This window comes from Paenibacillus sp. 1_12 (assembly GCF_900114475.1).
Lineage (GTDB): Bacteria > Bacillota > Bacilli > Paenibacillales > NBRC-103111 > Paenibacillus_S.
In genome coordinates this window covers 55947-68909 of sequence record NZ_FOTE01000018.1, presented here as the reverse complement: position 1 = coordinate 68909, position 12963 = coordinate 55947, and the positions used below count along the sequence as shown (strand labels likewise).

Here is a 12963-nt window from a genome sequence, read left to right as displayed (position 1 = left end):
AACATTCTCTATACTATATAGACGCAGCTCAAGCGTATTTCCTTTCATTTTTCACAAATAAAAAAATACAGCCCACCTGCCATTAGGCAAGGAGCTGCTTCCATCGTCCGTTGTTTAGTGAAAAGCTCGCCAGAACTCACCATTGACCGCAATCAGATTCATGATGCTGGAAAAAGGAATGTTGAATGTCGGAAAACCCGCCACATAAGGCGCAATATCGTACGGATAAAAATACAGATGCAGTGCATTTTCTGATACATAAAACGGCTGATCAGCTTTGATTCCCTTGTAAGTATCCGGAAACACATATGAATATTGTGGGTCCTGCTTAATTTGTTGGCCTACGATTTCACTAAGCACCGCCACATAATCACTGTTGGGCTTAAACAGATCCTTCAGTTCATAGATCCGTCCATTCATCAGATTTATAGGTGTATACAGCTTCGTAGGCATCCCATGAGCGGCGCCGAACGGAAAATTGTAGCCAATCAACTGAAGCTGCAACAAATTTTTTCTGAAAAATGAGACATTAAAGTTACCACTATAACTGTAATCAAGCTGAGTATCCGCAGGTATCGGTTTCACTTGCGATAGCTGCTTCAGCTTCTCATTCACCTGTGTTTGTGCGGTATGAGCACTCATACCTTCAATTTGTGGATAATACACCAAATAGTCTTTATTCGGTTTATACTTAAGCTCCTTGACACGATAAGGCGGGCGAAGCGGGATCACGGTATTTTGCTGCCATACGACATGCCCATTGCGATCCAAATAGGACAATCTTTGATCGATATTCGCTTGAATGAGCGGCTTCATCCAGACCAAGGTACCGCTTCCCTCCAACCGCGGAAAGCCGGGTGCAGCTTTACCTCCTGGATCAATAAAATAAGTGTGATCTCCATCGGTGACGGAAGCAAGCCCATTCTTGAACTCGGATACATCCGTATACACAAACTCCGAGAGCCGCTTGCCATTCAGATCGGCAATTGCATATTTCGAGCCTAGATAAGGCCGTTTGGGATCTATTGCCTTTCCGATCGCTACCCTTTGCTCCCCCAAGGTGCGAATAAAATTATACTCAGGTTTGATAACAAAATTGGCATCGCGATCAATTAGTCCGTACTGTGAAGTGTAGTCTTCGGATGTATTCACGATCGCCCTCTTATCCTCGAAGGACATCGCTGTTGTATACTGTGGCGAAATGATGATTTTGCCGCGTTCATTGATGTATCCGTATTTACCAGAGAGCTCCTTTTGAAAAGGCAGCAGTCCATCCCCCAATGCACCGACATCCGCATAAGGATACGAGAATAGGAGTGCTCCATTTCGATCGATTAAGCCAAATGACTTCTTTTTCAGCTTTACTACGGCTTTGCCCGCATGAAAGTCTCCAGCCTCCTCATACTGGGGCGCTATGACCTCGTGACCCTGCAGATCCAAATATCCATAGCGTTGGTTGCCTTGATTGTTAGGGTTTATAGTAGCAAATGCAGCTCGCTCATTGCTGTAAGGAGCAATGTAGCTGTAGGCTTTGTCAGTGAGGATTTGCCCGTTCTCATTTATGACCTTAAAACCCTGCTTGTCGATAACAATAGCGCGTCCTTCGGTATATGAACTAATGGAATCCCATACAGGCGGTACAACCTGCTCACCTGTAAGGTCGATTATGCCGCTTTGGCCTTTGATTTGCACTACCGCATAGCCGTTGCTCTGAAAATCTGCAGCATACTCATACTGGGGCCTGATTACCCAATCGCCCCTATCGTTGATATAACCCCACTCCATACCATGAATCGTTTGCTGTGAAGAGGAATATAGCGGGGTGGCACGCATATCAGATGCCTGCTGTGATTGCTCGTGCTGAATGAGCTGCTGCAGCTGATTCAACATGTCAGGAGAAGGATACGATGGCTTCAGGCTGATTGCTTTATCCAAAGATAGAGCAGCGGCATGAGGCATACCAGCTTTATATTGCGCATCCGCCAAATAGTACCAATAGAACGCATAATCCGGATGCTTGCGAGTCAATGCCTCATAATAGCGGACTACCCGGTGAAAATAATAGGGATACACATCCCACGCATTCGTGAACTCGCCATTGTGCCATCTCAGCACTTCCACTTTGTAAGCTTCGCCCGTATCGTGAATCCACAGCGCCAATTCACTTAATCCATCTCTTCCGTTTTGTCCCGGCATATCCTCGATATCCAAATAACTGTAATCCATATCGGGCGGCGCGACATCCTTGAACCCATCTGCCGTCCATTCATAAACAGACAGCTTCGACCATATCGAACCAATCTGCCAGCCGACTATTAAGTTATTGCGATCACGGCTAGTCACCGGTGCAGCAGTAAGCAGGCTTACCGCATAGCCTGGGCCTTTTAGATGGGCGAATGTTCTCCATTCCTTACCGACCTGCTTTAACATTGTAATACCATTCTCACCGTTCAAGCTGTTGGCATAGGCTAATTCCGGATACCCATCCCCATCCAGATCAATCGCAATAGATACGGGACGAGGAGAGTTCATGTCTACAGTCAGCGATTGCGCAGCTTGGGCGGCATACGCCCGGTTCAGCTGATCGGTCTGTGTTTCATTCATCATCATCTCAGCACCTCATATGGTTAGTCGCCTATAGTATATGGGCGACTTACCATATCGGTGCATGTCGGGCTATAAGTGATCAAAGAAATCAAATAACCTGAGCCCGTTATTTGATGAGGCTCAGGTTGTTTATGCCATATAGGTTCCTTTATATGGATATGCAATCAATGACCCGCTTTGATATCATCGACATGCTTCACATGTTTGTAATTGAACAAGATGTAGAGTACCGAAATAAAAACAAATCCAGCACCGACGATAAAAGGAACATGGGGGTTGTATACCTCAGCCAGCTTGCCTGCCATAAATGGTGCCACCGCTGCTCCCAGGAAGCGCAGGAAGCTATAGGCTGCAGATGCCGTCGAGCGTTCTACAGGGGCGGCATTCATAACCGCTGTCGTAATTAACGTATTGTTATTCCCTAATAATGCACCAGCGCAAATAACAGCAGTGATTACCACCCATTGCGTCGATGTCCATATGCCGATAACAACCAGTAAGCAAGAAAACAAAATGAGCATCAGGCACATAGATTTAATGGTACCGAACCACAGCTGAAGCTTGGGTGCCATGAAAACAGATGTGATAGCCAGCAAAATACCCCAACCTAGAAACACAAAACCCAGTCCATGCTCATCCAATCCCATCACGAAAGGGGCATATGCCAACAAAGTAAAAAAACCAAAGTTGTACAGGGCCGCTGTAATTCCAAATACTAAGAGCGAACGGTGCTTTAATGCGCGGAATGGATCCAATAAAGAGGTTTTGGATTTCACCGTTTGCTGGATATTGGATTTTGGCATGAATAAGATAAGTCCCATAAAGGCAGTAACCATTAGCGCCGCAACTCCAAGAAAAGGACCTCTCCATGAAATAGCTCCAAGCCAACCGCCAATCAGCGGTCCAACTGAAATGCCAAGTCCAATCGCTGCTTCATACAAAATAATCGCTTTAGCAGTTCCACTATTCGAAAGAGATACAATAGCGGCTAAAGACGTCGCAACAAATAGTGCATTTCCTAAGCCCCACCCGCCCCGGAGACCAACAAGTGACCAAATATCGTTCGAAAATCCTCCAAGTGCTGAGAATAAGGCAATAATCACTATTCCCGTTAGGAGTGTCCATTTGATGCCAATCCTTGATGAAATCACACCTGTAATGAGCATGGCGACTGCCATAACAGCATTATAACTGGTGAATAGCAAGGTGACCTCACTTTGTGTTGCATTCAATTTGCTGGCAATTGCGGGCAATATCGGGTCAACAAGTCCAAGTCCCATAAAGGCGATAATACAAGCGAAGAAGACGGCCCACACTGCTTTGGGTTGTTTCAGAAGACTTGGTTCTTCTTGAAGCAAAGAATTGGTTGTATCTATAGCAGCTGATGCTTTTGGCATTTTAGAAGTCATAGCTATTTGCTCCTATTCTAGATTCGTCTACCTTAAAGGATTGCATGAAAAGAGTGACGGATGACGTCCCCGCGACTAATGATGCCAACCAAAACTCCATTACGCTCAACTGGCAATTTTTTGATTTGCTTTCCCCCTAAAATAGCGGCTACATTTTCCATTTCCTCATTCCAGCTAACCTTAATTACCTTTTTCTTAGCGATACTCAAAACATTTAAATCAAGTATTTTCTTTGCTCTTTCCTCATATTCCTCGTCGTCCCCTTGCACTACATTCACGAAGTAGATGGTATCTACGATAATGTCCTTATGTTTCCCGATGTAACGCATAATATCACCATCACTTATATAAGCAACGATTTCATTTCTGTCGTTAACAATAGGAAGACCGCTGATGCGATATTTAATAAACCTTTCTATGACGGAACGAACCGTATCAACTTCTTTTACTTTATAAACGTGACTATTCATAATCTCATGAGCTTGCATATGGATCCCCCATTCCGATATAGTGAATCATCATTTAGTTGTATCATACAACCACATAATTGTATGATACAACTATATAAAAATATGTCAACATTATTGTTGGCTGAAGGGAATTTGACAAACGGCTAAGGTAAGTTATCATGTTTCCTATAGAGGGATAATATGAGGTGGTAAAAAATGATCGAACATTCACTTGGAACCATAGAGCTTGAAATGGCAGTTTTGGTTCGCCGCATTAATTCTGTAACATCTGATTCTAGCAGACTGGACAGATCTGCTTATTTATTATTGCATCAATTATCCGTTGAACAATCCTCTGGTGTAAAAACTTTGGCCAATAATCTGCAGTTGGATATTTCCACAGTAAGCAGACAAACTACAGCGATGGAGCAAAAAGGCTTTGTTTCCAGAATTCCCGACCCTCAGGATGGAAGATCCTATTTTTATCAGATCACGGATTTAGGATCAAAGGAATTGATAGAATACAGACAAGAACGATTGGATAAGATGAAAAAATTGCTCAATGGATGGTCAGATGAGGAATGCCAAAACTTCGGAGATTTATTGAAAAAGTTTAATCTTTCGTTGATGGAACAATAAAAATAGAGCAAATCGCAACAAAAAAGGACACCCTCTCGAGTGTCTTTTTTTTGTATATTAATGAAGATATATACCCATGTTTCTCGGTCTCATTTATATTCCAATTGCTTCAGTGAGCTGCCGTCCAGGTAGTACAACTTACCGTTGGCAAAAAAGATATTACGAGCTCCAGAAAGAGAGATCGATCTCAGCTTCTGATAAGATTGGGCGTCGTACAGTCCATTTTTCCCTACGAACATCTTGCTATCAGGACTTACAGCATAGATGGGCTCGGGCATGACGGCTATCGTTTGGTTTAGTTGATTTTTACTCAGGATTCGATCTTTGACAATAACAAGCCCTCTGTCCTCTAGTAATAGAGTCGGGGTATCCAAAGGGTCTCTCTTAAAGTCTGGATAACCGATATTTGTACGGCTTGTTTGTGTGAACGGTGTGTTAGAGATTGATATCTCATATACATCTGTTCCGGCTAGACCTGCGCTCCAACCATACTGGAACCAATAATATAGCTTACTGTTATCTCTGGCGAAAGCGATATTGCCTATCGATTCAAGCTCTGCACCATAATTCACTTTCTGAAAGGTCGATGCGTTAAACACTAATAGGCGTGGAGCCCATTCACCTGTGACGACATAAAGGAACTGACCTCTCTGATAAATCTGCCCGTGGGCAGGGTCATTATAATCTAACGGCGCTTGGTAACTCAAGTACCGCTGTGTAAAATTGCTTAAGCTGATTTCCGTCACCAATACGTTCTCGTCATTATTGCGGATATACAACTTAGTTCCATCTTCAGATACGGTTAGTTCAGATGGTTTATACGTGAGCGATATCGTACGTTCAATTGTATTGTCTACAAGGTTTACGACGTATAACTTATGAAATGCTTCATCCAGTGCATAAGCCTTTTGCCCATTTGGACCGCTCACGATGTCTGATATCGCACCATGAAGGTAAATACCTTGTCTTACTATTGGCGGTATAGTTTGCATATCATTTTTATAGACGACTTCGATTACGCTGCGACCGCTAATCGTTGAAATAGCAAAAAGTTTGTTCGAGCTACTATACAAGGATTTTGTGAGTCCATCGGTAGGATACTTGCCAAACTGCTCAAAGTTATCATATTGATAAGCGCCTATGAGCTTGTCCTTAACCGTATAGAAGCGATTTTTATTGATGTCAAAAGTAATATCAGTATAATCTGTATTCAAACTATAAACATATTTCATATCACTTGAACGCGCTTCTCTTGCTTGAAACACCGTTCCCGCCCCGTTAAACAAATACTCTCCATCTGGAGAAATTCGCATTTCTGTGTTCATAGCATAGTCTCCATGATAGGGTGAATCATATCCTCCTGAAGTTAAGGTTCCATTCTGTAGGTTATACGCTATTATATCTCTTGGAGAAGTGTCCGTTGTGATTGTGTAGATTCGGTTAAGAATCGGATGCATATGAATATAGCTTGCTTGTCTTATTCTGGTAGAGTACACCTCCGAAAATACAGTTGGACTGTATGATTTCATACTCGTCCACTGCCCAGAACCTGAAGCAATATAAATATACCCGGACCTGTCTACTGCTATATCATATGGATCGATATTGACGTCAAATGTTCTGGAGAGCGATAGGTCGGTCGAATCAACAATTGCCACGGCCCCACTTTGTTCTTCATCCCCCCAATAATAAGAATGCGCGCCCTTCAATAAAGAAACATAGATCTTCCCATCAGCGAAGGTAACGCTTTCTGGTGGCAAAGCTAAGGATACAGAGTTAATACTACCGGTTTCATAGTTTACCGCGTACAGCTTTAAATTCTCCTTATCCGTCAAATATAGAATAGGTTCGATCGGATGCTGCACCGAATCTGTAACGAGAAAGTCAAGCTGGATATGCTCGTTATAGTAAGTCGTTGCCGCTACCGCTGCACTAGCATTGGATTCTACCTCCCAATTTGTTCCGCCAAAAGCAGCCTTGATCAAATAATATCTTTTTGTGTTAGGCTGCAGGGTGTCATCAAGAATTGTAGTTTCCTTGGTCTTGATCACACTCCCTTGAGCATCCAGAAGTGGTTTATATTCACCCGTTTCTGTTGAGCTTGTATAAATTTTGTAATAATCCGCACTCTCGACTGGTGCCCAGCTAACGCGAACTTGTTGTTTCGATTTAGCGGATGCCGTCACATTTGAGGGGGCATTGATCGGCTTCATTTCATTTAATGACCAAGCAGCTCCATTCCAAGTCGCTTTTAACAAAAGCTTGTTCCCATAGAAAACACGAATGATATCATTTACGGCTAGCGGTGCACTCGGGAGCGGCGCATTCGGATCCAGGTACGATTCATTAATTACCGTTGTCACTTCACTACCACCGTTATAATACACTTTGCCGTACACAGCACCGTTCACTGTGGTCGTTCCAACCATGAATGTTTTGTACACAGAAGAGCTACCCGGAAGAGTCGCCGTGTACAAACCAGAAGGAACTGTGCCGCCCTGAATGGCAAATACGGCAATGTCCTGCTGAGAGTAGGAGTATTGTGCTTGGTAGACTGCTTGAGAAACGCTGCCGTTAAGCGTCCAGCTCGCATCAGAAAAATAACCAGGTATCGTGTATTTTGTAATCAACTGATTACCTATAATAAAAAATGCTTCAGCTGTTGATTGTTGTGGTCCAATAGGAAAGACGGTTACAACGATCTTCATTGACACGCCCGAACTCTTGTCAACCAAGTAAATTATGACATCACCGGGATAAGGAGAATTTCCTCTGGTTAAGGTTAAAGAGGACCAGTTCTCATTGCCAATCGTCAGCGTACCGAATTCAGGACCTTTCGTATTTGTTCTTACATTTAATACATTAGAGTGATTAATATTAGTATAAAAATTTTCGGAGAGGAGTGCCGTTTCTCCTTTCCATCGAAATAAAATGGAATACTCCTGGAAGCTGGAAATAACTGTCAATACTTTATTTGTCGGATGATACAAGCCTTTAACCTCAAACGAAGGAGTCACGAAAGTAATTCCCGGGGAGGTCAATGAAATTCCTTCCCTAGATACAACCATTTCCTTTTTTAGCTGATTTGTAGTTCCAAGGAAAGCGTATATAAATAATTTTTCATTCTCATTCAGTGGCCGATGATATTGTAGTGTCTCCGATCCATTATCTGCAGCCGGGTGGTCAGAGGTAGTAATATCAGGGTAAAATGAAAACTTAATCTGGCGACTGTATCCGGCGGTTACATCTTCCCCATACTGATTCATGAGCTTATATTTCACTTTAATGTATGCTGGAGACGAAGCATTCCAAATGACAGAGTCATACAGGTAGGAAAAAGTAACCCTCTCATTCTCAACCATGATGTTTTGCTCTATCGTGCGAACACTATCAGTTAACTTTTGCTGAACCACAATGGTATAACTGCCCTCGGTTAAGGGTGCTTTTAAAATCAATGTCGCATTTCTATTATCTCCTGAGTAATCCACCCGATCGACTTCGATACTTGAATTTTTTAATGTTATACTCACAGAGGAGGGAATTACGGATTTCGAGAACGTAATCCCCAATTTATTGTGGCCAATAACCGCCGCTTGAAAGGTTAGGTCATCCGGTTGCGTTTGGGGCTGCGTAACTCCATCGCCGCTACCGCTACTACCATTAACTCCATTACCTCCATTACTTCCGTTACTTCCGTTATTTACATTACTACCGCTACTTCCACTACTACCTCCTCCTCCACCACCGCCGCCGAAAGTCGTCGTTGTTATTGTTTGGTCATTGAGTGTAGACGGCTTCTTTTCGAAGGTCGTAGCTCCTGCTCTCCCATTTACTGTTGCTTTCTCTATGGTTCCTTGTCCTGAAACCTGAGCGACTGCATCTAGAACAAGGTCCTTGACGTTAACTTGTTGACCTAAGTAGATCAAGCTGCCCGTTGCTCCTTCGGTGACATACATCTTATATATGGTACCTTGGATAATTTGCACTTTAGTATTTTTCGAATTAACCTGGACTTCTTGAAAATCACCAATGAGTTCTACCTCTGTCCCTTCTGCCAAGTCTGCCAGCAGCACAACTCTCGTAAATCCAACTCCATTAATTTGTTCTTCTTCAAGTTTAACGGCAGAGTGTACTTCCACCTCTTGCACCGAAGTAGTACCCTTGGCTACAATTCGAACTTCACCATTTGCTTTTTTAATTATTAGGGTAGTTATCGTACTACTTTCAAAATGAATACTATTCGATCCTCCGCCATTGACCGTGGTAGCTCCGAGTACTTTTACGTTCTGAAGCGTCACATTTCCTTCCCCTATTCCTTCTCCCAATAGTAAATTCCCATAGATAGTCATGTTTCGAAGTGTAACACCTTGTACGTTCACTATAACATCCCGGTTCCAAGTTTCGTTGCCTTTCTCCGAACCAAATACACCGGTAGACGAGTATACTAACGGGCCTATCTTCTGTTTTACTTGGTTTGAACGATCAAGGACCACCACAGCTTCTGCACGAGTTACTGCTCGAGTCGGGCAAAGGTTAAGTCACTGTAACCATCCATTATACCGTGTGCTACTACTGCAGCGATCTCTTTCTTACTCCATTTGGGAAATTCATCACTGTCTATAAATGAAACATCTTCCATCGTTTCCAATCTTAAGAGATTCGCTATAATGACGGCTAATTGTTGCCGGGTTACCGCCTCGTTGGGCCGAATTGTCCCATCTTCATAACCGCTGATATAACCGACCTCTGCCGCCGTACCTAGTGACTCAAACTGCCATTCGTTATTCGCTAGGTCCGGGAAAGGTATCATTTCCCTCGTGGATGTAAGTTTAAACTTACGATTAATGAGCGCAGCGATCTCGGCACGTGTAATCGAATGATCCGGCTGAAATGTCCCATCTTCATAGCCTTTAATCAATCCCTCGCTTGTCCATCGATCGATGATTGGCTCCGCCCAATGCTGCTTTGTATCCACAGCCGCCTTAGCAATCGGCGCAATCCCTGGAAATAAGGTCCATGCTAAGATCAAAAAGATCAGCATCGACATTGATAATTTTTTCATTAAATGTGGACTCCCTCCAATATATACTACCTACTTATAGATTCAATTGAGGTTAATGAATTCCTTCCAAAAATTTTGTTTTTAGGTATTATTTGTTTTTTAAAAGAAAGTGCTCCCTGTGTATGTGATGCTGTTTTGACCGAAAAGTAGCATGTTATGCTGCATCCTTAGATAAATCAAAAAAAGGCACAGTTTCCTCAAAAATTTGAGAAACTGTACCTTTTAACTCTAAGGCGGACTTTTTTAGTAGTCCTACACATTGTGGGGAGCTATTTTTACTAAAGGAGTTAAATAATGGGTATCGATTGTAATGACATGTACCTCTACAATGTAGATACCATTCATAAAGAAATCGTTTATAAGATTTATTTTAGATTGTCAACCCATGGCAATTCATTTCAGGTTAAAGAAAGGGAGCGGGACTATGCCTAAGTTTCTGTTGCGGTTAATTGTATTCGGCATTGTATTGGGAGCCATTCCGGTGTTGATCATCGGGGCAACCTCTTACTATATGGCTTCCGGGGATATAGAAGATAACGCCAATCAAAGCAATGCCCAGATCTTGCAGCAAACTCAAATTCGCGTAGAGCAGGTACTGAAGACTCTTGAGCTTTCGGCGATACAATACATGAATTCACCGATCGTAATCAATTCGGCCATTCAGCCGCTGGATCCTTACGATTTCCCTAGAATTCGGGACTTATCCAAAGGTTTATACACCCTGCAGACGTTTGCCCGCGTAACTGATGCATCGCTGATCAACCTGTACGATGATTGGATTGTCAATTTCAGTATATCACGCAGCTTTAGCACTTATCCGTATCGGCAGCAAATTATGGAATATACGAAACATCCCAATAACATGTTCTGGGTATACCGCAAATATGTAAATCTGTCTTCAGGAGGCGAAGGGGATGCCCTGTCGGAGACGAATGTGGTGAATTCCATCAGTCTGGTATGCAAAATTCCGGCCATTCCCAGCCCGAACACTCCACGCGAATTGCTAATTATTGATATTGCAATGAATGAATTCAAGGAGCTGCTTACTCAGAATAATCGTTTGGGTGAAAAATATATTTTGGATCGCGACGGCAACGACTTTCTATCCGTAACAAAAGGCAATTACTCCAAAATCAATACGGATATCGTTAATAAAGTAAAAGAATCGAACGCGGAAGTCGGTTTTGTCAATGAGATTTTGAACGGCACTCCAGTATTGGTCAATTACCGGGTATCGAACTATAACAGCTGGATTTATGTTTCGGTCGTTTCACTTGAGGAAATCACGACGAAATCGCGTAAAATCGGGGGTATTACACTAGCCCTTTGCATAGTCATCTTCTTCATGGTATTCCTGTTTGCTTGGTTAGGGAGCCGACGCATGTATACGCCGATCCGTCGGTTGTTCGAATATTCCAAGGAGGTTGGGGCATCGGAACAGCCGGAGTCATCGGGATCGGATGAATTGTGTATTATCGAAGAACGGTTCCGCACATTATCCAGCACGGGGAAGCAACTGCAGCAGCAAATCGCCGGTCAATACGATCATCTGAAAGAGTTTTTCGTGTTGAAGCTGTTTAGCGGATTGATCTCGGAAAGCGATTTCTTGTACCGAACGAAGATTTACGATTTTCCGACACAGTGGAATAAGCTCGTAGTCCTCACCGTACAAATCGATACGATACAATTCACCAAATACCGGGAACACGATAGAGAGCTGCTTCTCTTCGCCATCAATAACATTGTCTGTGAATTGTTGCCGCAGGCGAATCGATTTAGTCCGATCCTGATTGATCAGTCGCAAGTGTCTCTGTTGGCTTGTGAAGAAGACGACCCGTTGCTGCTGAAGCAGCAGTCGCATGATACGGCACAAATGTTGAAAGAGAGTATTCAGCAGTACCTGCAGGTTAAAATCAGTATCGGTATCAGCCGTCCTTTCGATCGGCTCAAGGAGGCGGTGCGCGCATATAATGAATGCTTGGAGGCGCTGCGTCGAAGAATCAGTCTCGGGCAAGAGCTGATTTTGCACTTCGAGGATATCGACTCGACGCAAGGCAATAAGTCGGCAGTATATTCTCAGCTGAAGATTTTAGAGGACCAATTGGTAGGGGCTCTTAAGCTGGCCGACCAAGAGTGCGTCCATCTAGTCTTCCGGGAATACATGGCAGCTGTGATCGAGAAAGAGGCATACTCCCACGAGTTTTCGCCTTTGATGCTGCAATTGATTTCCCGAGTCTATCAACTGCTTCAAGAGCTGGGTATTCCCATACGTAAGGTTCTTGGCGAACAAGCAACGATCGATTATTTTCAAAAGCTGAACGCGTTAGACGAAATTACGCAATGGTTCTGTGAATGTCTGTTTGATCCGGTGATATCCTATTTGACCAAGCAAGCAGAAACCCAATATGTCAGTATCGCGAATCAAATGATGAGGCTCGTCCATGAGCTGTATAATCAAAATATATCTCTGGAATCCTGCGCGGAAAGCTTGAGTTTCCATCCGGCTTACTTGAGCCGCGTATTCAAAAAAGAGCTGGGCATCAACTTTATCGATTATTTGGCGGAGTATCGGATGAATGTCGCCAAGCATTGGCTGCAGCACTCCACCTTGAAAATCTCCGAGATTGCGGAGAAGGTCAATTATACGAACAGCACAGCCTTTATCCGAACGTTCCGTAAAGTCACCAGCATGACCCCCGGTCAATATCGGGAGCTGCATACCCATGTTAAGAATTGAGCATAGCACGCAAAGAACCCAGCCCGACGGTAAATCCCGTCGGGTTTTTCCTTACTGCTC

General features: G+C 43.4%; 8 protein-coding genes. 3 read left to right on the top strand and 5 right to left on the bottom strand.

Features of this window, described 5'->3' with window-relative positions:
* Positions 1-114 precede the first annotated feature (114 nt).
* The 3 genes from BM210_RS27405 to BM210_RS27395 form a co-directional block, all read right to left on the bottom strand.
* Positions 115-2610 carry a WG repeat-containing protein gene (locus BM210_RS27405; protein ID WP_091175463.1) on the bottom strand — a complete coding sequence of 832 codons (2496 nt, stop codon included), beginning with the start codon at positions 2608-2610 and terminating at the stop codon, positions 115-117.
* Between the two features lie 161 nt (positions 2611-2771).
* Positions 2772-4016 (bottom strand): MFS transporter, encoded by a 1245-nt coding sequence (locus BM210_RS27400; protein ID WP_091175462.1) that lies wholly within the window; start codon positions 4014-4016, stop codon positions 2772-2774.
* 32 nt (positions 4017-4048) lie between these two features.
* Positions 4049-4504: a CBS domain-containing protein gene (locus tag BM210_RS27395; RefSeq protein ID WP_091175460.1), complete on the bottom strand. Its 456-nt coding sequence runs from the start codon at positions 4502-4504 to the stop codon at positions 4049-4051.
* A 177-nt stretch (positions 4505-4681) separates the two neighbouring features.
* Between BM210_RS27395 and BM210_RS27390 the strand changes: the two genes are divergently transcribed.
* Positions 4682-5104, top strand: coding sequence for a MarR family winged helix-turn-helix transcriptional regulator (locus BM210_RS27390; protein ID WP_091175459.1), 423 nt, complete (start codon positions 4682-4684; stop codon positions 5102-5104).
* Positions 5105-5193: 89 nt separating this feature from the next.
* Here BM210_RS27390 and BM210_RS27385 read toward each other — a convergent pair whose 3' ends face one another.
* Together BM210_RS27385 and BM210_RS27380 are read right to left on the bottom strand one after the other, a co-directional pair.
* Entirely contained in the window at positions 5194-9483 is a 4290-nt protein-coding gene (locus tag BM210_RS27385) for a hypothetical protein (protein ID WP_143101105.1), read from the bottom strand.
* Positions 9484-9614: 131 nt separating this feature from the next.
* Positions 9615-10166, bottom strand: a complete 552-nt coding sequence (locus BM210_RS27380) for an S-layer homology domain-containing protein (RefSeq protein WP_091175456.1) — start codon at positions 10164-10166, stop codon at positions 9615-9617.
* 294 nt (positions 10167-10460) lie between these two features.
* Between BM210_RS27380 and BM210_RS35040 the strand changes: the two genes are divergently transcribed.
* Both BM210_RS35040 and BM210_RS27375 read left to right on the top strand, forming a co-directional pair.
* Positions 10461-10598, top strand: a complete 138-nt coding sequence (locus BM210_RS35040) for a hypothetical protein (protein ID WP_177238030.1) — start codon at positions 10461-10463, stop codon at positions 10596-10598.
* Positions 10591-12903, top strand: coding sequence for a helix-turn-helix domain-containing protein (locus BM210_RS27375; RefSeq protein ID WP_177238029.1), 2313 nt, complete (start codon positions 10591-10593; stop codon positions 12901-12903). Before BM210_RS35040 ends, BM210_RS27375 begins: the two co-directional genes overlap by 8 nt.
* Positions 12904-12963: the final 60 nt, after the last annotated feature.

What these genes read in the sequence shown, in the direction of transcription:
- BM210_RS27405 (WP_091175463.1), bottom strand. Translation starts at nt 2,610, where the DNA reads ATGATGATGAATGAAACACAGACCGATCAGCTGAACCGGGCGTATGCC.
- BM210_RS27400 (WP_091175462.1), bottom strand. Translation starts at nt 4,016, where the DNA reads ATGACTTCTAAAATGCCAAAAGCATCAGCTGCTATAGATACAACCAAT.
- BM210_RS27395 (WP_091175460.1), bottom strand. Translation starts at nt 4,504, where the DNA reads ATGCAAGCTCATGAGATTATGAATAGTCACGTTTATAAAGTAAAAGAA.
- BM210_RS27390 (WP_091175459.1), top strand. Translation starts at nt 4,682, where the DNA reads ATGATCGAACATTCACTTGGAACCATAGAGCTTGAAATGGCAGTTTTG.
- BM210_RS27380 (WP_091175456.1), bottom strand. Translation starts at nt 10,166, where the DNA reads ATGAAAAAATTATCAATGTCGATGCTGATCTTTTTGATCTTAGCATGG.
- BM210_RS35040 (WP_177238030.1), top strand. Translation starts at nt 10,461, where the DNA reads ATGGGTATCGATTGTAATGACATGTACCTCTACAATGTAGATACCATT.
- BM210_RS27375 (WP_177238029.1), top strand. Translation starts at nt 10,591, where the DNA reads ATGCCTAAGTTTCTGTTGCGGTTAATTGTATTCGGCATTGTATTGGGA.